The organism is Herbaspirillum sp. SJZ107, from assembly GCF_006715485.1.
Lineage (GTDB): Bacteria > Pseudomonadota > Gammaproteobacteria > Burkholderiales > Burkholderiaceae_D > Telluria.
In genome coordinates this window covers 149,114-172,043 of sequence record NZ_VFNH01000005.1, presented here as the reverse complement: position 1 = coordinate 172,043, position 22,930 = coordinate 149,114, and the positions used below count along the sequence as shown (strand labels likewise).

16 protein-coding genes are annotated in these 22,930 nt (G+C 65.5%); 6 read left to right on the top strand and 10 right to left on the bottom strand.

Translation table 11 applies throughout. The annotated features are described in order from the left end of the window. Window positions 1–50 precede the first annotated feature (50 nt). The 10 genes from FBX97_RS26440 to uraH form a co-directional block, all read right to left on the bottom strand. Window positions 51–3,230 (bottom strand): S8 family serine peptidase, encoded by a 3,180-nt coding sequence (locus FBX97_RS26440; RefSeq protein WP_141838410.1) that lies wholly within the window; start codon window positions 3,228–3,230, stop codon window positions 51–53. 35 nt (window positions 3,231–3,265) lie between these two features. Then, window positions 3,266–3,988, bottom strand: coding sequence for an NF038120 family PEP-CTERM protein (locus tag FBX97_RS26435; protein WP_255517649.1), 723 nt, complete (start codon window positions 3,986–3,988; stop codon window positions 3,266–3,268). A 280-nt stretch (window positions 3,989–4,268) separates the two neighbouring features. After that, the gene (locus FBX97_RS26430) at window positions 4,269–5,507 is read right to left on the bottom strand and encodes a type II secretion system F family protein (protein ID WP_185748765.1); all 1,239 of its coding nucleotides are present in this window, start codon (window positions 5,505–5,507) and stop codon (window positions 4,269–4,271) included. An 8-nt stretch (window positions 5,508–5,515) separates the two neighbouring features. Beyond that, a complete protein-coding gene (pilB, locus tag FBX97_RS26425) occupies window positions 5,516–7,246 on the bottom strand; it encodes a type IV-A pilus assembly ATPase PilB (RefSeq protein ID WP_141838405.1) in 1,731 nt (576 codons plus the stop codon). A gap of 222 nt (window positions 7,247–7,468) precedes the next feature. Continuing rightward, window positions 7,469–8,779, bottom strand: coding sequence for an HlyC/CorC family transporter (locus FBX97_RS26420; protein ID WP_141838404.1), 1,311 nt, complete (start codon window positions 8,777–8,779; stop codon window positions 7,469–7,471). 163 nt (window positions 8,780–8,942) lie between these two features. Beyond that, window positions 8,943–10,520 (bottom strand): methyl-accepting chemotaxis protein, encoded by a 1,578-nt coding sequence (locus tag FBX97_RS30435; RefSeq protein ID WP_141838402.1) that lies wholly within the window; start codon window positions 10,518–10,520, stop codon window positions 8,943–8,945. 75 nt (window positions 10,521–10,595) lie between these two features. Continuing rightward, complete coding sequence (locus tag FBX97_RS26410; RefSeq protein ID WP_141838400.1) at window positions 10,596–11,003, bottom strand: hypothetical protein; 408 nt, start codon at window positions 11,001–11,003, stop codon at window positions 10,596–10,598. Between the two features lie 11 nt (window positions 11,004–11,014). After that, a complete protein-coding gene (locus FBX97_RS26405; RefSeq protein ID WP_141838398.1) occupies window positions 11,015–12,253 on the bottom strand; it encodes a hypothetical protein in 1,239 nt (412 codons plus the stop codon). Window positions 12,254–12,542: 289 nt separating this feature from the next. After that, on the bottom strand, window positions 12,543–13,100 hold the full coding sequence (locus FBX97_RS26400) for a ClpP family protease (protein WP_141838396.1): 558 nt from the start codon (window positions 13,098–13,100) through the stop codon (window positions 12,543–12,545). 53 nt (window positions 13,101–13,153) lie between these two features. After that, on the bottom strand, window positions 13,154–13,507 hold the full coding sequence (gene uraH, locus FBX97_RS26395) for a hydroxyisourate hydrolase (RefSeq protein WP_141838394.1): 354 nt from the start codon (window positions 13,505–13,507) through the stop codon (window positions 13,154–13,156). Between the two features lie 109 nt (window positions 13,508–13,616). On the opposite strand from uraH, the gene puuE reads away from it, so the two are divergent. The 6 genes from puuE to FBX97_RS26365 all read left to right on the top strand — a co-directional run bounded on the left by puuE (window position 13,617) and on the right by FBX97_RS26365 (window position 22,415). Beyond that, window positions 13,617–14,585 carry an allantoinase PuuE gene (gene puuE, locus FBX97_RS26390; protein ID WP_141838392.1) on the top strand — a complete coding sequence of 323 codons (969 nt, stop codon included), beginning with the start codon at window positions 13,617–13,619 and terminating at the stop codon, window positions 14,583–14,585. 116 nt (window positions 14,586–14,701) lie between these two features. Further along, on the top strand, window positions 14,702–16,186 hold the full coding sequence (gene xdhA / locus FBX97_RS26385; RefSeq protein ID WP_141838390.1) for a xanthine dehydrogenase small subunit: 1,485 nt from the start codon (window positions 14,702–14,704) through the stop codon (window positions 16,184–16,186). Window positions 16,187–16,196: 10 nt separating this feature from the next. Beyond that, window positions 16,197–18,575, top strand: a complete 2,379-nt coding sequence (gene xdhB, locus FBX97_RS26380) for a xanthine dehydrogenase molybdopterin binding subunit (RefSeq protein WP_141838388.1) — start codon at window positions 16,197–16,199, stop codon at window positions 18,573–18,575. 1 nt (window position 18,576) lies between these two features. After that, entirely contained in the window at window positions 18,577–19,578 is a 1,002-nt protein-coding gene (gene xdhC, locus FBX97_RS26375; protein ID WP_141838385.1) for a xanthine dehydrogenase accessory protein XdhC, read from the top strand. Further along, a complete protein-coding gene (gene guaD, locus FBX97_RS26370; RefSeq protein WP_141838383.1) occupies window positions 19,578–20,903 on the top strand; it encodes a guanine deaminase in 1,326 nt (441 codons plus the stop codon). The genes xdhC and guaD overlap by 1 nt, the downstream gene beginning before the upstream one ends. A 21-nt stretch (window positions 20,904–20,924) precedes the next feature. Beyond that, window positions 20,925–22,415, top strand: coding sequence for an adenosine deaminase (locus tag FBX97_RS26365; RefSeq protein WP_141838965.1), 1,491 nt, complete (start codon window positions 20,925–20,927; stop codon window positions 22,413–22,415). Window positions 22,416–22,930: the final 515 nt, after the last annotated feature.

The window sequence follows — 22,930 nt, the reverse complement described above, 5'->3', positions numbered from 1 at the left end:
GCGAGTGGGCTGTTTTTCTGGCTGCAGGCGGCGGCTGCCGCCCCCACGGCTTACTGGACGGAAGCCTCCTTGATACCCGCCTTCTCGGCCGTCACCGCCGGGATGGCGGCCACACCGGTATCGACGCGCAGCACGGTGGTGGCGCTGACCACACCGGTCGCGTCCATGAACTGGGCGGCGCCGACGTAGCGCTTGCCTTCGGTCAGGCCGGACCAGCTCATGCCGATCGTGGTATTGGTACCGGCAACGACCTTGCCCGGCACGGCGACGACGAAGCGCGGATTGACGTCGGCACGGCTCACCACCCACGAATTCAGGCGGTGCACCATGTTCGGCACGTTGCTGCCGTAGGCGACCACGCAGACCTTGTAGTTGCCGGCGGCCGGGCTGAGCAGCTGCACGGCTTCGACGCTGCCGTCGTTACCCGAGTAGGTCCAGGTGCCGTTCGGCGCCAGCACGCCCATGTCGTGGTCGTCGCCGGCATTGCTGTCCTGCTGGAACAGCGCGAAACGGGCGACCAGGGTATTGGCCGGTACCGTGACCGGGTAGACGCGCACCGACGCGGTGTTGTTGCCGGCGGCGCAGGCGGTTTGCAGCTGTGCCGAGGACAGCGGCGACGCCGTCAGGCTGACCTGCTGGCCGACCGTGGCTTCCTTCAGGCCGCCCTTGGCGTAGGCCATGGTGCCGGTGTAGCCGGTTTTCACGGTGAACAGCTTGCTGCCGCTGACCTTGTCGCTGGTGATCTCGGCCGGGGCCGTGACGGCCTGGCCGACGCGCGCCTGCACCGGGATCTTGACGGTGTGGGCACCGTCGGTCCAGCTCAGGCTGCCGAAGCGCCAGACGTTGACGGCGGTGCTGGCCAGGGCCGTCAGGCGCACCGTGAAGCTGCCGGTCGCGCCCGGTGCCAGGGTCAGGGTCGCCGGGCTGACCTCGGCGGTGAAGCCCGGCACCGAGACCGTGCCCTGGTAGGTTGCGCCGCTGCTGCCGACGTTGGTGACCTTGCGGCGGATCGTGGTCGGACCCTGGACCGCGGCGACCGTGATCGACGGCAGGTTCAGGTTATAGGTTTCGTCGAGCGTGCCGTAGGTGGTGCAGTCGGACGCCGGCGTTACCGTTGCCTTGTTGACCTTGCAGTTGTACTGGATGTAGTCGGCCTTGCCGGCGTCGTACACCAGGCCCGGATCGGTGGCCTTGTTCGGGTCGATGTGGCCGGCGCCCTGCGACCATGGCAGCAGGCCGTTGGATGCGCCTGCGACGCCGTCGTCGAGGGTCGAATAGGCGGTGGTCATCAGCGCCGACTTGACGGCGGCCGGCGACCAGCTCGGGTGCGCCTGGCGCAGCAGCAGGGCGACGCCGGCCACGTGCGGGCTCGACATCGAGGTGCCCTGGTAGGACTCGTAGGCCGGCGGCGGCACCAGCGAACCGTTGGCGACGGCGGTGTGCTGGGCCTGGGTCAGCGCCGGCGTGACGCTGGCGATGACGTCCACGCCCGGCGCGGTCATGTCGGGCTTGAGCACGTTGGCGTCGCCCATGTTCGGGCCGCGCGACGAGAAGCTGGCCATGACCGGGGCCGGTTTCGGCTGGTTGTAGAAGGTGCCGATCGAAGCGCGCGCCGCGGCGCCCTGGGCCACCGCATAGGCTTTCACGGCATTGCCGTCGGCCTGGTTGATGTGCACGGTCGGCACCGAGTGCGCTTCCGAGACCAGGCCGCTGCCGTTGTCGGCCATGATCATGCCGACGCCGCCGGCGTTCAGCACGGCCAGGCTCTTGTCGACACGGGCGTTGTTGCCGCGGGTGCAGATGACGATCTTGCCGGCGACCTTGGCCGGATCGAGCATGACCTGGCCGGTGGCCGGCGAGCCGCTGAAGCACAGGTTGGCGTTGCCGCCGCCGACGCCGGCGTCTTCCGCGCGGATCAGCGGCGTGCTCGGCACCGGGGTCGAGTTGGTCGAGGCACCCGTGTACTTGGCGCCGTTGCCCAGCGTGGCATCGGCGACGTAGAAGCGGTCGTGGGTCGAGGCCGCGACCGTGGCCAGCCACGGGCTGATGTGGGCGACCGCATTCGCCGGGCCGGAGTTGCCGGCCGACGCCGCCACGAACACGTTGGCCAGCGAGGCGCGGTAGAACGCCTGCTCGACCGGGTCCGAGGACGAGGTCTGGGAGCCGCTGATCGAGTAGTTGATGACGTTCACGCCGTCGCGCACCGCCGCATCGATCGCCGAGATCGAATCGCTGTTGTAGCAGCTGTTGGTGGCGTTGGTGCCGTCCGGCTCGGCCGGGTTGTCATAGGTCCAGCAGATCTTGTAGGCGGCCACGCGCGCGCGCGGCGCCATGCCGCTGGCCAGGCCCATGAAGGCACCGCCCATCGTCACCGGGACGTTGGCATTGCCGGCGGCGGTCGACGCGGTGTGGTCGCCATGGCCGCCGTGGCCGCTGCTGACGCCGTTGCTGCCGATGTTCGAGTCGCGCGGCGACACGAATTCGCTCCAGTTGCGGGTGCGGCCCGACGCCAGGAAGCCGGCGTTGAAGAACTTGGCGCCGACCAGCTTGTTGTTGCAGTGCTTGAGCGGGTCGAAGCCTTCGCCGGCGACGCAGCCGCCGGTGAAGGTGGACGGCGGCGCCGAATAGGCCAGGGTGCCGCTGCTGTCGAAGGTCGGCTTGCCGTCGGCATCGACGCGGTCGGCGAAGGCCGGATTTTCCGGCCAGATGCCGCCGTCGATGATGCCGACCACCATGTCTTCGCCCTTGACCAGCGAGCCGCCGGCATATTGCGACCACAGGCCGCCCGGCTTGGACAGGCCGAGGAAGGCGCTGGTGGTGACGGTGTCGTAGGAGCGCGGCTGGTCGGCCTGGATGTCGGCGACGGCGGCATTGTTTTTCAGCGCCAGCACTTCGGCGTCGGTCAGCATCACGGTGAAGCCGTTGAGCACGACGTCATAGTCGGCGACGATAGGCGCATTGGCGATGGTGGCCAGCACTTCGCTTTTCTTGACGCTCAGGTAGCGCACGTAATCCTGTACCGGCGCCGAGTGGTAGTCGAACGCCACGCCGGGGGCCGGCTGGGTCGCGGCCAGGCCGGCGATGTCGCCCTTGTAGCTGGCGGCCGGTTCGGCCTGCAGCTGGACGATGTAGGGGCGGCGCACCTCCTGTGCCTGGGCATGGACCAGGCCGATGGCGCCGGACAGCAGCAGGGCAGCGGCGATCGCGATGGGACGAGCTTTGAAATTCATGTTGTGGTCTCGATGGTCGTGATGGTGGCGTGCGCTCAGGCGGCGCGGCGGCGGGCGGCGCCCAGGCCCAGCAGGCCGAGGCCGAGCAGGGCGAAGCTGGCCGGCTCGGGCACGTCGGTGGCGCTGACGGTGACGATGTTGTCGACGGCGAACTGGGCCTGGTTGTTGGTGCGGTCGCAGGTGGTGCTGCCTGCGGTGCAGGCGAACGACACCAGGCGCACGTCGGTGAAGGTCTTGCCCTTGCCGAAGCCGCTCAGGTCGTAATTGGCGAAATTGAAGACGCCGGCGGTCGGGCCGTTCAGGTACAGGTAGATGTCGTCGACGATGCCGCTGGCGTCGAAGGCGGTGACTTCCAGGATCGCGGCGATCGACGGATAGCTCGGCAGGCCGGTGCCGATGAAGCTGGCCTGCAGGCTGCTCAGGGTGAAGGCCGAACCGTCGACCATGCCGAAGAACAGGTAGCCGTCGTCGACCGCGCTGTAGTAGTTGGTGGCGTTGTTGGCCGGGCACTGCAGGCCGAGGCAGCTGTCGTTGCCGCCGATGGCGCCGACGAAGCCGGCGGTCCCCGCACCCTCGACGTAGTAGTTACCCATCTGGATGACGTCGCCGGAGAAGACGAACGGCATGTCGAGCGGCGTTTCGAAATCGAGGACGCCGGCCTGCGACGCGGGCGCTGCTGCACACAGGGCAGCGGCGACGGCCATGGCGTTGAACAGCCGGCCGAAGCCGCGTCGAGGGGAAGGGAATTTCCGAAGCATGGAGAAGGCCTTTCGTAGAGTGGGTCTCGGCCGCATCTCGCAGCCGGCAAGACTTGAAATTGCTTCAAGTTGTAAATAAATATAGCCTCGGAAATAATTCTCGTATATAAAAATTTAACTTAAGAATGTTGTTTTTTAGATTCCGATCAATAAGGGTGCGGCTTGCACTAAAACAACACAGAAATGACCCGAAATGGGTCGCAAAAATGACAACACCCCGGTAGCGGAGAGTCCGCTACCGGGGTGTTCGAAGGACAGAGGCCGGCCGAACCGGCCGGATTTACACCACCGAACCCAGCTTGAAGATCGGCAGATACATCGCAATCACCAGGCCGCCGATCAGCACGCCCAGGATCACCATGATCAGCGGTTCCATCAGCGAGGACAGCGCGCCTACGGCCTCGTCGACTTCTTCTTCGTAGAAGTCGGCGACCTTGCCCAGCATGTTGTCGAGGGCGCCGGATTCTTCGCCAATCGAGACCATCTGCGTCACCATGTTGGGGAACACGTTGGCATTCTGCATCGCCACCGTCAGGCTGGTGCCGGTGCTCACTTCCGTCTGGATCTTTTTGGTCGCTTCCAGGTACACCGCATTGCCGGAGGCGCCGCCGACCGAGTCGAGCGCTTCCACCAGCGGCACGCCGGCCGCGAACATGGTCGACAGGGTGCGGGTCCAGCGCGCCATGGTGGCCTTGCGGATCACGTCGCCGAAGATCGGCAGGCGCAGCAGCAGGCGGTCCATGGCCTGCTGCATCTTGAGCGAGCGGCGCCAGGACTGGAAGAAGAAGTACATCGCGCCGAAGATCGAACCGAAGATGATGTACCACCACTGGACCACGAAGTCCGAGATGCTCATCACGATCAGGGTCGGGGCCGGCAGGTCGGCGCCGAAGCTGGAAAACACCGACTTGAAGGCCGGCACCACCCAGATCATGATGATGGCGGTGACGATGAAGGCGATCGCCAGGATCGACACCGGGTACATCAGCGCCGACTTGATCTTGGCCTTGATCGCCAGCGTCTTTTCCTTGTAGATCGCCAGGCGCGTCAGCAGGTCTTCCAGGATACCGGCCTGCTCGCCGGCGCCGACCAGGTTGCAGAACAGCGGGTCGAAGTAGAGCGGGTATTTGCGGAAGGCGTTGTTCAGGCTGGTGCCGGTCTCGATGTCGGCGCGCAGGTCCATGATCAGCTTGGACATCGACGGGTTGGCGTGGCCCTTGCCGACGATGTCGAAGGATTGCAGCAAGGGCACGCCGGCCTTCATCATCGTGGCCAGCTGGCGCGTGAACAGGCTCAGGTCCTTGTCCTTGATCTTCTTGCCGCTGCGGTAGACCTTCTTCTTGACCTTGGTCACCATGATGCCCTGGCGCCGCAGGGTCACGTTGACGATGGTTTCGCCGCCGGCGCGCATTTCGCCGCGCACGATCTTGCCGGTCTTGTCCTTGCCTTCCCAGGCGAACACGTGTTCCTTGACCTGGGCGCCGGCGCCGCTGCGCATGCGCGCTGTAGAAGTTGCCATGATCTATCCTATTCGTTGGTGCAGCCGAGGACTTCCTCGAGGCTGGTCAGCCCCTGTTTCACTTTCATCAAGCCCGAGCGGCGCAGCGAATTCACGCCCTCGCGCTCGGCCTGGGCCGCGATCTGCATCGCGTTGCCGTGGGTCAGGATCAATTCTTCGATGGCCGGCGTGATCGGCATGAGCTGGTAGATGCCGACGCGCCCCTTGTAGCCGGAGCCGAGGCAGCGTTCGCAGCCGACCGGGCCGTAGGGTTTCCAGTCGCCGTCGAGGTCGCCGTCGCGGAAACCGGCCGCCTTCAGCACGTCGCGTCCGACGTCGAGCGGCTGCTTGCAGGTGCACAGGCGGCGCGCCAGGCGCTGGGCCGTGATCAGGATCACCGACGAGGCGATGTTGAACGGCGCCACGCCCATGTTCATGAGGCGGGTCAGGGTGGACGGCGCATCGTTGGTGTGCAGGGTCGAAAACACCATGTGGCCGGTCTGGGCGGCCTTGATCGCGATGTCGGCGGTTTCCAGGTCGCGGATCTCGCCGACCATGATGATGTCCGGGTCCTGGCGCAGGAAGGCTTTCAGGGCCACCGGGAAGGTCAGGCCGGCGCGCTCGTTGACGTTGACCTGGTTCACGCCCGGCAAATTGATCTCGGCCGGGTCTTCCGCGGTCGAGATGTTGATGCCGGGCTTGTTCAGCAGGTTCAGGCAGCTGTACAGCGACACCGTCTTGCCGGAACCGGTCGGCCCGGTCACCAGCACCATGCCGTAGGGGCGCGTGATGGCGTCGATCAATAAGGCCTTTTGATCGGGATCGTAGCCGAGCGCGTCGATGCCCATCTGCGCCTGGGTGGCGTCGAGGATACGCATGACGGTCTTTTCGCCGAACAGCGTGGGCAGGGTGCTGACGCGAAAGTCGATGGTGCGCGTTGCCGACAGCACCAGGCGCATGCGGCCGTCCTGCGGCACGCGCTTTTCCGAAATGTCGAGCTTGGCCAGCACCTTGATGCGCGAGACCAGCTTGTCGCGGATCGCCAGCGGCGGCGCCGCGTGGTCGCGCAGCACGCCGTCCACGCGCATGCGGATGCGGTACTGCTTTTCGTAGGGCTCGAAGTGGATGTCGGACGCGCCCAGCGTGATCGCGTCCATTAGGATCTTGTTGAGGAAGCGCACGATCGGCGCATCCTCGACCTCCGACGTGGCCGCCTCGGCCGCCGCCGCGGCCTGGGTGTCTTCCTCGGCGAATTCGATGTCGCCGTCGTCGCCGGCCAGTTCGTTGAGGGTCTGGTCGTTGTTGCTGGCCAGGCTGGCCAGCAGCGCCTGCAGGGCGTCGTGGGCGACGATCACCGGCTCGACCGTCGCTTCGCTCTGGAACTTGATCTGGTCCAGGGCCTGCGAATTGGTCGGGTCCGACAGCGCCACCGACATCTTGTTGCCGCGCTTGGACAGCGGCACCACGCGCAGCGTCTGCATCAGCTTGGCGTCGATGGCGTTGGCCGGCAGCATGTCGGTGCTGAGGGCCGACAGATCGAGCATCGGGTAGCCGAAGGTTTCGGCGCAGAACACGGCCAGACTGCGTGCATCGATGGTGCCGGAGCCGAGCAAGGTATCGATGAAGCCTACCTTGTCGGCGGACGCCTTCTTTTGGAAAGTGTCCGCTTGCGGCAGGCTGAGGCGTCCCGACTGGACCAGGGCGCGCGCCAACCCGGGCAGCGTGCTGCCAGTCGTGGTGTTGGGGAGGACTGCTGCCATAAGGTCAGGGACGGGTAGAGGATACGGTCGATGGAGGAGAGCAGTGCAGGACGGACGAGCTCGGTGGATGCTCCAAATGATGCCCGTAGGCATCAAATTGGTCAAGCGTTTGGCATGGGGTGAGAGGTATACATACCACGTAGGCAAAATGGCATGCACCTGCTTTGTTGCGAATTACGAAAGGCATTCGGCGCTCCCGGGAAGGATGCCGGCAATGCCCGATCAGGCTGCCAGCCAGCGTTTGACCGCTGCCGGACGCAACAGTTTCACTACCTTGATGGCCTGGTTTTGAACCTGCACAACTTCGATCACGGTCTGGCCGATCTTGAGGGCGATGGGGAATTCCGGGATTTCCTGCAATTGCTCGAGCAACAAGCCATTGACGGTTTTCGGGCCGTCCAGCGGCAAGTCCAGGCCCAGTTTCTTGTTGATGTCGCGCAGCGGCGCCGAGCCTTCCAGCAGGCATTCGCCATTCGCGCTCCAGGCCATGGCATCGGTGCGCGCCGCGCCCGGCGTCGAGGTGGTGAAGTCGCCGATCATTTCTTCGATGATGTCCTCGAGCGTGACCAGGCCCTGCACCTCGCCGTACTCGTCGACGATGATGCCCAGCCTTTCCTTGTTTTCCTGGAAATACTGGAGCTGGGCCAGCACCCCGGTGTCCTGCGGAATGAAGTAGGGTTCGGTCAACAGTGCGCGGAAGTGCTCGACGCTCAGGTCGTCTTCCTGGTTGAGCAGGCCGATCGCCTTGCGCACGTGCAGGATGCCGATGATCTTGTTGATCTCGCCTTCATACACCGGCAGCTTGTTGTGGTAGCAGGTGGTCAGCTCGGCCTTGATGGTCTCGACCGGCAGCGACAGGTTCAGGGCCTCGATCTGGCTGCGCGGGGTCATGATGTCTTCGATCGAGATCTTTTCCAGGTCGAACAGGTTCAGCAGGATGCTCTTGTGCTTTTGCTGGATGTACTGGCCGCTTTCCAGGACCACGTAGCGCAATTCGTCGATCGACAGCCGGTTTTGCGCCGGATCGCTGTGCAGGCTGCCGATGCCGCGGATGCGCAGCAGCTTGAGGAAAGCGTTGACGAACAGGTTGACGAACCAGATCACCGGCCGCCCGACTTTCATCAGGGGCTTGAGCACCAGGCTGGAGCCGAGCGATATGCGTTCCGGGAAGCTGGCGCCGATGACCTTGGGCGAAATCTCGGCAAACACGATCAGCAGGAAGGCCACCACGGCGGTGGCCACGGTGATCACGGTTTCCTCGTGGCCGAAGAACAGGATGGCGATCGCGGTGACCAGCGCGGTGGCCATGGCGTTGATCAGGGTATTCGCGATCAGGACCAGGGCCAGCAGTTTATCGGTGCGTTCGAGCAGCCACAGCGTGGTGACGGCGCCGCGGTTGCCGCGCTTGGCAAGGTGGCGCAACCGGTATTTGTTGGCCGCCATCAGGGCGGTTTCGGCCATGGCGAAGAAGGCCGAGCAAAGGATCAGGAGCGCGAGTGCCAGGACGAGCACCCAGAGCGGTACGGTTTCCAAATCTCACCGTGAGGAATCGTGCATCGGACTGGCGGCGGGGCCAGCGCTGGTGCGGCAGAGGTACGCCGCATCAGGCCGATTCTATGACATGGGGAGGTGGCTTGCAAGTTTGTACAGAACCGGCGTGTGCCGGCGATGTATTTATATTAGTGGCGACGGTTTTTCAGTTGCGGGCCAGAGCAAGCGTCGGTCTGGCACGGCCGGCCGGCGCGTCCAGCACCCGCCCATCGTCCAGCTTGAACACCGCCAGCGCCCCCGACAGCTGCCCGGTCTGGTCGGTCAGCGATTCCGCCGCCGCCGACGCCTGTTCCACCAGTGCCGAGTTCTGCTGCGTCATCTGGTCCATGTCGTCGATCGCCACGCCGATCTGCTCGATGCCCTCGCTCTGGCGCTGGCCGGCTTCGCTGATCTCGGCCATGATGTCGTGCACCTTGCGCACCGAGGTCACGATCTGTTCCATCGTCACGCCGGCCTGGTCGACCAGCGCGGTGCCGGCATTCACCTTGGCCACCGAGTCGCCGATCAGTTCCTTGATCTCCTTGGCGGCCGTGGCCGAACGCTGGGCCAGCGAACGCACTTCAGAGGCGACGACCGCGAAGCCGCGGCCCTGTTCGCCGGCACGCGCCGCTTCCACCGCCGCATTCAGGGCCAGGATATTGGTCTGGAAGGCGATGCCGTCGATCACCGCAATGATCTCGACGATCTTGTTGGCCGAGCTGTTGATGGCGCCCATGGTCGAGACCACGTTGCCCACCACTTCGCCACCGCGGGTGGCGATGTCGGTGGCCGAGACCACCAGCTGGTTGGCCTGGCTGGCGTTGGCGGCATTCGCGCGCACGGTATCGGTCAGCGATTCCATCGCACGCGCCGTGTTTTCGAGGCGGCTGGCCTGGGATTCGGTGCGGCTGGCGAGGTCGGCGTTGCCGCTGGCGATTTCCGAGCTGGCCAGGGCGATGGTCTCGGCCGAGGTCTTGATGCCGGCCACCATGTTGGCCAGGCGGTCGCGCATGTCCTTCAGCGCCGCCAGCAGGCTGGCCCCGTCGCCGGCCTCGACGCGGATGTCCATCGACAGGTTGCCGTCGGCGACCGCGCGCGCGATCTCGCGCGCATATTCGGGTTCGCCGCCGAGCTGCTGCCAGATGGTGCGCACCACGAACCACGACACGGCGATCAGGGTCGCGATCACGACCAGGGCGGCGATGATGGTGGCGGACAGGGCGCGGCGCACGCTCGATTCGCTGCGCGCGATGCCGTCCTTGAAGTTCTGCTGCGCTTGTTCGTTGACCTTGGCGACGTCGGCGTTCAGCGTGCCCAATGCGGTCTGCATGCGCGTGACGACTGTCTGCGGATCGCCCTGCTCGATTTCGAGCATGATCTTCGCGGCGGAGACGGCCGGCGCATAATAATCTTCGAATTCCTTGCCCAGGCGCTTGCCGGATTCCTGCATGCCGGGGATCTTGCCGATCTCGGCCACGCGCGTGCGCACCTTGGCGGCCTGCTCGCCAACCTGGGCGATACGCGTCTTGTCGCCTTCGGACACGGCATCGCGCAAGCCGTTGGTCACGCCTTCGATCTCGGCCGCCAGTGCTTTCGAGGCGCCCAGCGCCGGGTAGTCGACGCGCTCGGTGGTGCGGATCGAATCCAGGGCAGTGTTCGCGATGCCGGCGCTGATCGCGACCCCGAGTCCGAAGATGATGGTCGAAACGACCGGAAGTGCCCAGATCCTGCGCTTGATGCTCATGGTGCCAACTCCTAATATGAACAAACCCGCCGCGGCATCGTGAACGATGGCGGCGGGCACAAAACCGATGACGGGTCAGGAAGCGGAGTAGACCACCTTGACCGACGCATCGACCGCGCTCTTCTCGATGTAGCCGATGCCCTTCGGATCGGCCGCGACCGCCTTCTTGACGGCGGCGCTGTCGCCGACTTCCTTCGGCATCGTGGCCTTGCCGGTGAACACCAGCTTGGACCACACGGCCTTGACCTGCGAAGCATCCTTGTCGGTCACTTTCTTGTAGAACTCGGCGCGTGCCGGCGTGCCGTCCGGCTGGTCGACCGGGGTCATCGCGGTGGATTTACCCAGGAAGAACTGGGCCACCTGGTCCTTGGTCAGCGAGGACTCGGCTGCCTTCGGGTTCACGACCACGACGATTTCGGCCATGGCCGGCAGGGACAGGGCCAGGACAGCAGCACCGATGCTTGCTTTGATCAGTTGTTTCATCGCGGCTCTCCTTAGAAAACGAAGTCGACGGCGACGGCACCGACGGTGACCGGGCCCTTGAAGCCAGGGGCGGCGCGCAGCAGCAGGCCCTTCGGATCGGGCTTGACGCGGTCGATCTGGAATTTCAGGTCGGCCGAGCTCGAGAAGTCCCAGCGCAGGCCGATGGTGTCGGTGCTCTGGGCGCCGTTGTTGGTGCTGGTGCGCAGGCCTTCCAGGGTGGCGTTCAGGGTGCGGACGGTCTGGGTGCAGGCGGCCGGCGCGCCGGCGGCGCAGCTGGTCGGGATGGTGTTGGCGAAGTCGCTCTTCGGCTTCAGGTCGGCATGGCTGTAGTAGGGCAGGAACTTGCCGAAGCGGTAGCCGCCCAGCACGTACCAGGAATCGGTCGAGCCCGAGGCGGAATCGATCTTGCGCTTGGCATACTCGGTCTGGGCAACGATGTTGTTCCAGTCCATGCTCAGGCCAACCGAGGTGAAGCTGCCTTTCTTGTTGTGGTTGTCCACGACACGCGCCATGTCGTTCAGCTGGCTGATCTTGTAGGCGTTGCCGGCGGTGTTCAGCGTCGCCACCAGCGTATTCAGCGAGGCCTGGTCGACGGTCAGCTTGGCTTCGGTGCGGCCGACACGCAGCGTGAACGGGCCATGTTCGGCGGTCAGGTTGATGCCGTGCACGCGGCGCAGTTCGGCATCGACGCCGCTGCTCAGCAGGGTCTTGGCACGGCCGAACGCGAGCTGGGCGGTGATCGTGGTGTCGCCGTAGGCATGCTGCCAGGTCAGGTCGGCACCGTCGACGCTGTTCAGCGGCACCTGCGAATACACTTCCGACGGCGGACGCAGGAAGGTATTGGCGTAGCCGACGTTGCGGTATTCGGAAATCATGAAGGTCGGCAGCACCAGGCGGCCGGCGCGCACGCTGAGGTCGTTCGACACCTTGGCCTTGACGAAAGCCCAGGTCAGTTCGGCGCCGTAGTCGTCCTCGCCATCCTTGCGCACCAGGCCCTGGCCGGTGACCGACAGCCAATCGTTGATCGCGTAGTCGGCCTGCAGGCCGAGGTTGGAATCGACGCCGGTGCGCGGGCTTTTCTTGACGCCGCGCGCCTGGTTCGGGCGTGCGAATTCGGCCTGGTCGGTATCGGTCCAGGTCAGGGCGGCGGTGCCGAAGCCGCTGATGCGGACGGCGGAAGTGTCCTGGGCGTAAGCGGACGAGACGGCCAGGGGCAAGGCGAGGGCCGCCACGATGAAACGTGTCTTCATTGGGTTCCTAGATGGAATAATTAGTTATTGTTGCGTGAGGCAAGATGGCGGCGGTGGATTGGGCCGCGCGATGAATTGCTGAAAATGATTGTATCCATACGGAAACTATTGCAGCAATGAAAAAGTGTGAATATTCACCCTCCACTGCTGAAAAGTGACATTCTGTTGTGTCATATCGACACAGTGTTGATTTATGAATCGTCAAATTAACAATTATTGACGATGGGCGCAGGCAGGTCCTGGTGGCGACCGGCCGGCTTGCGCCAGCCTGCGGCGTATCCGCTTGCGCTCAGTTCCACCAGTGCGAGGTGACCCCCGCTTCGGGGAGGCGGGCCTGGCGCGCCGCATCCACCAGGCCGGCCTCGACCGCCTGTTCCGCCGTGTAGATGCGCGAGCTGCCGGTGAGATAGGGACGGATGTCATGCGTATCGCGCGCGCCGCGGGTCGCCTCTTCGAAGATGGCCGCATAGTGTTCGGCATCGAAATCCAGGCAATCGCGCCACTCGGAAATGCGCGCATGGTCGGCCGCGACCAGGTTGCCGAAGCCCCAGTGCAGCGGATGGATCAGGAAGCGCGTGCCGGGGCAGGCATAGCGCTTCTGTCCGGCCAGGAAGATCGCCACCCCGACCGACTCGACGCTGCCGACGTTCCAGGTGGTGAGCGGCAGCGGCAGTGACTTGAGGAAGAAAGACAGGGCGAAGCCGGCGGTCATGTTGCCGCCCTCGGTCGACATGTGCAGTTCGATGCCGGTCGCGCCGCTTTGCAGCGCCTGCAGGCACAGGTTGCGCACGGTGCAGGCCGAGGTGGCGTTGATGGGGCCGATGAAATGAACGATGTGCAGTGACATGGTCTGCTCCTGGCGGTCGAAGCCAGATTAGCAAATCCATGGGGCTGCGGCTATCAGCTACCCCGATAGGTCGAGTACGACCATGGCGTCACCACCAGCGGCACATGGTAGTTCTGTGCCGCGTCGGCCACCCCGAAGGCAATCGTCACCCGGTCGATGAAGCGCGGGCTGGGCATGGCCACCCCCTGGGCGGCAAAATAATCGCCGGCGGCGAACACCAGTTCGTACTGGCCCGCCTGCAAGCCTTCGCCTTCGAGCAGCGGCGTGGCGCAGCGGCCGTCGTGATTGGTGGCGTCGCGCTTGAGCAGGCGGCGCTGGCCGTCCTCGACCGCGTACAGTTCGAGCTGGACACCGGCGCCCGGCTTGCCCTGGGCGGTATCGAGGACGTGGGTGCTGAGTTTTCCCATCGTGGAAGATCCTATATGTGGGGGATGAAGGTGCGTATGTCGCCGATGATATACCGATGTCCATCTTGCAATATATGATGAGGCATATATCCGCTTTCAGGGACTGCCCATGAACGATACCGATGATGGTAAACCGAGCAACTATCCGCGCGACCTGGTCGGCTACGGCCGCACGCCGCCCCATCCGCAATGGCCCGGCGGCGCGCGCGTTGCCCTGCAGTTCGTGCTGAACTACGAGGAGGGCGCCGAAAACAGCGTGTTGCACGGCGACCCGGCCTCGGAAACCTTCCTGTCCGAGATCGTCGGCGCCCAGGCCTTCAACATGCGCCACATGAGCATGGAATCGCTGTACGAATACGGTTCGCGCGCCGGCCTGTGGCGCATCCTGCGCATGTTCGAGGAACGCGGGCTGCCGCTGACGGTGTTCGGCGTGGCGATGGCGCTGCAGCGCAACCCGGAAGCGGTGGCCGCCTTCCGCGAGCTGGGCCACGAGATCGCCTGCCACGGCCTGCGCTGGATCTCCTACCAGCACGTCGACGAAGCGACCGAACGCGCCCACATGAAGGAAGCGGTCGACATCATCCGCGACCTGACGGGGGAGGCGCCGCAGGGCTGGTACACCGGGCGCGATTCGCCCAACACGCGCAGGCTGGTGCTGGAACACGGCGGCTTCGTCTACGACGCCGACCACTATGGCGACGATCTGCCGTTCTGGACCGAAGTCGACTTCACCGACGCCAACGGCTGGCACGCGCGCCGTCCGCACCTGGTCGTGCCCTACACGCTGGACACCAACGACATGCGCTTCGCCGCCATGCAGGGCTTCAATTCCGGCACCCAGTTCTTCGACTACCTGAAGGATGCCTTCGACGTGCTGTATGCCGAAGGCGACCCGAACGGGCTGAACCAGCCGAAGATGCTGTCGATCGGCCTGCATTGCCGGCTGGTGGGGCGGCCGGCGCGGGCGGCGGCGCTGGCGCGCTTCCTGGATTACGTGCAGACCCACCAGCACGTCTGGATCACGCGCCGGATCGATATCGCACGCCACTGGCAAAGCGTGCATCCCTACCAGAAATGACATGGCGGCCACAGCTTGTTTATATTCAATTTTAGATATTTAAAATCATTAAAGTCTTATAATTGAACGATACCCCGATGTTAATCTCAGAGGCTGGTTTCCACCCGAGGCACCCCATGTCCACACCGATCCGATTCTTCTACCGCGGGGCCGTCCACGAAGTGAGCGGTGCGGCGCCGACCCAGACCGTCCTGCAGCACCTACGCGAAGACCTGCACTGCACCGGCACCAAGGAAGGCTGCGCCGAGGGCGATTGCGGCGCCTGCACCGTGGTGGTCGGGTCGCTGGAAGCGGACGGGCTGCAGCTGAAGGCAGTCAACGCCTGTATCCAGTTCACGCCCACGCTGGACGGCAAGGCCCTGTTCACGGTCGAAGACCTGCAGCAGGCCGACGGCGCGCTGCATCCGGTACAGCAGGCGCTGGTCGAATGCCACGGTTCGCAGTGCGGCTTCTGCACGCCGGGCTTCGCGATGTCGCTGTGGGGCATGTACCTGAAACAGGAGGGCACATGCCCACCGGCGCGCGCCGAGATCGACGACGCCCTGTCCGGCAACCTGTGCCGCTGCACCGGCTACCGCCCGATCATCGACGCCGCCCGCCGCATGACCGAGCTGCCGCGCGTCGGCTTCGACCGCGCCGCCTTGGCCGACCAGCTGCGCGCGCTGCAACGCGAAGGGGGCACCGCCTACAGCGCGCACGGCCAGACCTTTTACGCGCCGCGCACGCTGGACGAACTCGCCGCCGCGCGCGCCGCGCATCCTGCGGCGGTGCTGCTGGCAGGGTCGACCGACGTCGGCCTGTGGGTCACCAAGCAGATGCGCGAGCTGCAGGACATCATCTACCTCGGCCACGTGGCCGAGCTGAAAACCGTGGACGAGGTTGATGGTGCGATCGAGATCGGCGCCGGCGTCACGCTGCAGGATGCCTACGCGGCCGTGTGCCGCCACTACCCGCGCGAATTGACCGAACTGTGGCAGCGCTTCGCCTCGCTGCCGATCCGCAACGCCGGCACGCTGGGCGGCAACGTCGCCAACGGCTCACCGATCGGCGATTCGATGCCCTGGCTGATCGCTTTGGGGAGCGAACTGGTGCTGCGCGGGCCGGACGGCGAGCGCGCCATGCCGCTCGAGGATTTCTATCTCGGCTACCAGCAGAAGGACCTGCGCGCCGGCGAGTTCGTGCGCGCGGTGCGGGTGCCGCTACCCAAGTCGGGGCTGGCCTTCCGCACCTATAAACTGGCGAAGCGCTTCGACCAGGACATCTCGGCGGTGTGCGCCGCCTTCGCGCTCGAACTCGGCGCCGACGGGCGCGTCGCCAAGGCCCGCATCGCCTTCGGCGGCATGGCCGCGACGCCGCAACGCGCCGCCGCGGCGGAAGCGGCCCTGCTCGGCCGCGTTTGGGACGAGGCCGCCGTCAGGGCCGCGATGGCGGCGCTGGCCGGCGACTACGCGCCGCTGTCCGACATGCGCGCGTCCAGCACCTACCGCATGCAGACCGCGCAGAACCTGCTGCGCCGCTTCTGGCTGGAGATGCGCCTGGACAATCCGCTGCCGCCCGAGGCGGTCAACGCATTCGCTGCACATGCAGCAACTGCGGCTTGAGGAGACGACGATGAACGACGCAGGCACGCCCGTTTTGAAAACCGCCGACCTGGCTGCTTCCTGGGCCGCGGTCGGCACATCGAAGCCGCACGAATCGGCCCGGCTGCACGTGCTCGGCCAGGCCGACTACACCGACGACATCGACGAGGTGCGCGGCACGCTGCACGCGGCGCTCGGCCTCTCCAGCAAAGCGCATGCGCGCATCCTCGACATCGACCTGGCGGCGGTCCGTGCCAGCCGCGGCGTGAAGCACGTCTACACCGCGCGCGACATCCCCGGCACCAACGATTGCGGCCCGATCATCCACGACGATCCGATCCTGGCCGACGGCCTGGTCCAGTACGTCGGCCAGCCGATCTTCATCGTGGTCGCCGACACCCACGACAACGCCCGCCGCGCCGCGCGCAAGGCAAGCGTCAGCTACGACGAGCTGCCGGCGATCCTGACCCCGCAGGCGGCGCGCGCCGCGCAATCGTACGTGCTGCCGCCGATGCGCCTGGCGCGCGGCGATGCCGAAGCCGCGTTCGCAGCGGCGCCGCACCGCGTAAAAGGCGAGCTGTATGTCGGCGGCCAGGAACAGTTCTACCTGGAAGGCCAGATCGCCTACGCCATCCCGCAGGAAAACGACGGCATGCTGGTGCTGTGCTCGACCCAGCACCCGAGCGAGATGCAGCACGTGGTGGCGCACGCGCTCGGCCTGCATTCGCACCATGTGACGGTCGAGTGCCGGCGCATGGGCGGCGGCTTCGGCGGCAAGGAATCGCAGTCGGCGCTGTGGGCGGCCGCCGCCAGCGTGGCGGCCAGGCGCAGCGGCCGTCCGGTCAAGCTGCGTGCCGACCGCGACGACGACATGCTGGTCACCGGCAAGCGCCACTGCTTCCATTACGAATACGAAGTCGGCTACAGCGACGACGGCCGCATCGTCGCGGCGAAAGTCGACATGGTGTCGCGCGCCGGCTATTCGGCCGATTTGTCCGGGCCGGTCGCCACGCGCGCGGTCTGCCACTTCGACAACACCTATTATTTGTCCGACGTCGACATCCGCGCCGCCTGCGGCAAGACCAACACCCAGTCGAACACCGCCTTCCGCGGCTTCGGCGGACCGCAGGGTGCGATCGCCATGGAATACGTGCTCGACGAGATCGCGCGCAATCTCGGCCGCGACGCGCTCGACATCCGCAAGCTGAATTTCTACGGCCGCAGTGGCGACGGTAGCGAGCGCAACGTCACGCCCTACGGCCAGGTCATCGTCGACAACGTGATCCACGAACTGGTGGACGAGCTGGAGATGACCAGCGAGTATCGCGTGCGCCGCGCCGCCATCGACGCCTACAACCGTACCAGCCCGGTGCTGAAAAAAGGGCTGGCGCTGACCCCCGTGAAATTCGGCATCGCCTTCAACGTCACCCACCTGAACCAGGCCGGCGCGCTGGTGCACGTGTACGTGGACGGTTCGATCCTGGTGAACCACGGCGGTACCGAGATGGGGCAGGGTGTCAACACCAAGGTGATGCAGGTGGTGGCGCATGAGCTGGGCGTGGACTTGCAACGCGTGCGCATCACCGCCACCAACACCAGCAAGGTCGCCAACACCTCGGCCACGGCGGCATCGACCGGCGCCGACCTGAACGGCAAGGCGGCCCAGGATGCGGCGCGCCAGATCCGCGAGCGGCTGGCCGACTTCGCCGTCAAGCAGTATGGCGGCGCGGCCAGGGACGTGCGCTTCGCGGCCGACACGGTATTCGTGGGCAGCCATGAAATCCCGTTCGGCGAACTGGTGGCGAAAGCCTACCTGGCGCGCACCCAGTTGTGGTCGGACGGCTATTACGCGACCCCGGGCCTGTCCTGGGATGCCAAGACCATGACCGGCCGCCCGTTTTCCTACTTCGCCTACGGCGCAGCGGTGGCCGAAGTGGTGGTGGATACGCTCACCGGCGAATGGAAGCTGCTGCGCGCCGACGCGCTGTACGACGCCGGCCGCTCGCTCAATCCGGCACTCGACATCGGCCAGGTCGAAGGCGCCTTTTTGCAGGGCATGGGCTGGCTGACCACCGAGGAACTGCGCTGGAACGAGGCCGGCAAGCTGACGACCCACGCGCCGTCGACCTATAAAATCCCGGGCGTGTCGGACTGCCCGCAAGACTTCCGCGTGTGCCTGTTCGAGAACAGCAACGTCGAAGACTCGATCCACCGCTCCAAGGCCGTGGGCGAGCCGCCGCTGCTGCTGCCGTTCTCGGTGTTCTTCGCGATCCGCGACGCCGTCTCCAGTGTGGGCGGGCACAAGGTCAACCCGCCGCTGAATGCGCCGGCGACCTGCGAGGAAATCCTGAAGGCGGTGGCGGCGGTCGAAGCTGCCACCTTGCAGGCCCCCGTAGCGACGGGCAACTGAAATGGAAGACTGGCTGTCCACCGGCGCCGGCCACGGCGCAGTCGACGCGACGCCGGCGCCTGCCGTGCTGGTCACCGTCGCCATCGTCGAAGGCTCGGTGCCGCGCGAACCCGGTGCCAGGATGCTGGTCGATGCCGTGCGCCAGTGGGGCACGGTCGGCGGCGGCCACCTCGAGCTGCGCGGCGCCGAGACCGCGCGCGCGATGCTGGCCTCTGGCGAACGGCGCCGCCTGGAACGCTTCCCGCTCGGCCCGGGCCTGGGCCAGTGCTGCGGCGGCGTCGTGCACCTGGCCTTCGAGCTGGCCGACCGCGCCCACCTGGCCGCGCTGGCGGCGCGCCGCCGCGAGGACAGCTGGCGTTTGGTCGCCCTGGACGGCACACCGGATGCGGCGCTGCTGGATGCCGACGGCCATGTCGTCCACGGCAGTGCGCCGGCAGTGCCCGCATTCGACCGCACCGGGGGCACCCACGTGCTGCGCGACGAGACCGGCCGGCGCTGGCTGGCCGACCTGGCCGCCGCCCCGCGTGCCCACCTGATGCTGTTCGGCGCCGGCCACGTCGGCGCCGCCATCGTGCGCGCGCTGGCCGACTTGCCGTGCCGCGTGACCTGGGTCGACGAGCGCGACGACCTGTTTCCGGCACAAATACCGCATAATGTCGCGGTCGAGGCGACCGATACCCCGGAAGCGCTGGCGCAGCACGCGCCCGCCGGGACCAGCTTCCTCGTCATGACCCACAGCCACGCGCTCGACCAGCGCCTGGCCGAAACCATCCTCAAGCGGCCCGGCCACGACTGGTTCGGCCTGATTGGCTCCGCCACCAAGCGCATCCAGTTCGAACGCCGCCTGCTCGAACGCGGCGTCGACCGCGCGCGCCTGGACGCCATGGTCTGCCCGATCGGCGTGCCCGGCATCGAAGGCAAGCTGCCGGCCGTGATCGCCGTCGCCGTCGCCGCCCAGCTGCTGATGGTCTGGGAAGCCGCCGCTTTACAAGAAAGAATCTGATGTCGAATCCAACGCCTACCCTGCAGGCCTACCGTGCGAGCCTGCTGACCTTCCACGCCGATCCGGCCTTTGCCGACGACGCCCACACCTGGATCGAGGACGGCCTGCTGCTCGTCGCGGACGGCCGCATCCAGGCTGCCGGCGACTACGCCACGCTGGCGCCGACGCTGGCGCCCGGCACCCCGGTGACCGACTACCGCGGCCATATCATCACCCCCGGCTTCATCGACACCCACCTGCATTTCCCGCAGACCGACATGATCGCCTCGCCGGCGCCGGGCCTGCTGCCGTGGCTGGACACTTACACCTTCCCGACCGAGCGCCAGTTCGGCGACCCGGCGCACGCGCGCGCCGGCGCCGAGTTCTTCCTCGACGAACTGCTGCGCAACGGCACCACCACGGCCATGGTCTACTGCAGCGTGCACAAGGAATCGGCCGAGGCCTTCTTCGAGGCCAGCGCCGCCCGCAAGCTGCGCATGGCCGGCGGCAAGGTACTGATGGACCGCAACTGCCCGGACTTCCTGCAGGACAGCGCCGACCTGCGCGACAGCGAAGACCTGATCAGGCGCTGGCACAACAAGGGCCGCTCGATGTACGCGATCACCCCGCGCTTCGCCCCGACCTCGACCGAAGCCCAGCTGGCCGCCACCGGCGAACTGGCGCGCGCCTATCCGGACACCTTCATCCAGACCCACGTCTCGGAAAACCAGGACGAATGCGCCTGGGTCGGCCAGCTGTTCCCGCAGCGCCGCAGCTACCTCGACGTCTACGAACACTATGGCCTGATGCGTCCGCGCGCGATGTTCGGCCACTGCATCTGGCTCGACGATACCGATTTCTCGCGCCTGGCCCAGACCGGCTCGGCGATCGCCCACTGCCCGACCTCGAACCTGTTCCTGGGCAGCGGCCTGTTCGACATGAAACGCGCCGACGACGCCGGGGCGATGGTTGCGCTGGGTACCGACGTCGGGGCCGGTACATCGTTCTCGATGTTGCAAACCATGAATGAAGCGTATAAAGTTGCGCGATTGAAAGGCAGCTACCTCCCGGCTTTGCGCATGTTTTACCTGGCGACGCTGGGTGCAGCCCGCAGCATGGGACTCGAAGGCACGATCGGCACGCTGGCGCCGGGCGCGGAAGCCGACTTCATCGTCCTCGACCGCAAGGCGACGCCGTTGCTGGCGCGCCGCACCGCGCATGCCGGGTCGCTCGAGGAAACGCTGTTCGCGCTGGCCCTGCTGGGCGACGACCGCGCGATCCGCGCCACCTATGCCGCCGGCGCGTGCGTACACGAGAGGTCGCCTGCCTTTACGCCGTCCAACTGACCTAGTCGAGAACACCCCATGATGCAGAAGACCCTGAGCAGCAGTTTGCTGATTGCTTTCGCCGCACTGGCAAGTGCCCATGCCGGCGCACGCAGCAATGCACCGGCAGCCAACGAAGCCGCCACCGCGCGCCACTATGCCGCGCTGGTTGCCGGCGAACCGAAGACGGCCGAGCTGACCCTGTTCTTCTCGCAGATGCCGAAGGGCGGCGACCTGCATCACCATTATTCGGGCGCGATCTACGCCGAGACCTATGTCGACTTCCTCGACAAGCAGGGCGTCTGCGTCAACAAGCATACCTACCGGGTCGAGACCGACAAGGCCGTGATCGAGGCCGAGCGCGCCAAGGCGCCGGCGGCGCGCAACTGCCTGTCGACGGCCGAGGTGTACGCCGACGACGCCACCTGGCGCGAACTGCTGCAGCGCTGGTCGAGCAAGGACTTCGCCAACCACGGTGCGCTGCAGCCGCCACCGGACCGCCAGTTCTTCCAGACCTTCGGCTACTTCGGCCCGGTCTCGAACGCCAACTTCCACGAAGGCCTGGTCGAGATCAAGAACCGCGCGATCGGGGAAAACGTCAGCTACATCGAGACCATGCTCAAGATGTCGCCGTTCGTCGTCAACAAGGAATTCGACGACCAGGCCTGGAAGAATGCCGACAAGGACGCCGCGCTGGATGCCCAGATGCGTGCCTGGATGAATGCGCTCGATGCCGACGACGGTTTCAATGGCAGGATCGCCGACTTCGTCGCCAGGATCGATGAAGCCGCCGCCGGCATCGACGACGACAACTTCACCATGCGCTACCAGACCTACGTGCTGCGCCTGCTGAACCCGTCGCAAGTGTTTTCCTCGATGCTGGCCGGTTTCAAGTCGGCTGCCAAGGGCGGCAAGATCGTCGGCGTGAATATCGTCGGCCAGGAAAGCAACCTGGTGTCGATGCGCGACTACACGCTGCACATGAAGATGTTCCGCTTCCTGAAATCGGTCTACCCGGACGTCAAGATCGCGCTGCACGCCGGCGAGCTGGCGCTGGGCGACGTGCCGCCGGAAGGACTGGAATTCCACATCGACCAGGCCCTGAACATCGCCGGCGCCCAGCGCATCGGCCACGGCATCGACCTGGCGCATGAAGCGAACGCGCCGGCGATCATGAAGACAATGCACGACAAGGACATTCCGGTCGAGATCAACCTGACCTCGAATGCCTTCATCAATGGCGTGCAGGGCGCGAACCACCCGGTCACCCTGTACCGCAAATACGGCGTGCCCTACGTGATCTCGACCGACGATGCCGGCGTGACGCGGCATAACCTGGCGGGCGAATACGTGCTGTTCGCCAGCCGCTACAAGCCGAGCTATGCGGAATTGAAGAAGGCGTCGTACAACAGCATCCGCTACAGCTTCCTGGCCCCAAGCGACAAGACCCGCCTGACGCGCCAGCTCGATGCACGTTTTGCGCGCTTCGAAGCCGGCATGGCAGCACTCGAACGCACCAGCGTGAAGCGCTGACGAGCGGGGCAGGGCGCCCCGTTTTTCGCCAGGCCGGCGGCAGCGATGCCGCCGGCCTCGTCATTTCTGCACGCCGAAAACCTGTCGACTGTGCCCGTACTGCATATGCTTATAAGGCCGTTGTCGCCTTCCCGCTACAAATCCCACACTTTCTCTCACGCTTTGCCTAAAAAACAAGCGAAAAGATTTTCAGGAAGTATGCACCGCTTATAATCCCGCCGTGCCATTTCCCTAGGGGAAACGCACTTTGCATGCGTCAACTGCCTATTTTTTCATCAACTTATTCGCGCAAGCTATAAATTTTTGAAAGAAAACGTATTTGTCACGCCCAGAGCCTTCCTGCATATTGGACTTTTGTTAAGTAAAGACAAGACGGAATTAGCGGGAACGTGCTTGTAACGGCGGTGAAATATACGGCATTTAGAATCGCGTGCGCTGCTTTTGACTGGTGCATATGCGGATGAAAATGCACCGAAAAATGGCGGGCTGACAGGATAAGAAGATCGGCGCCTCAG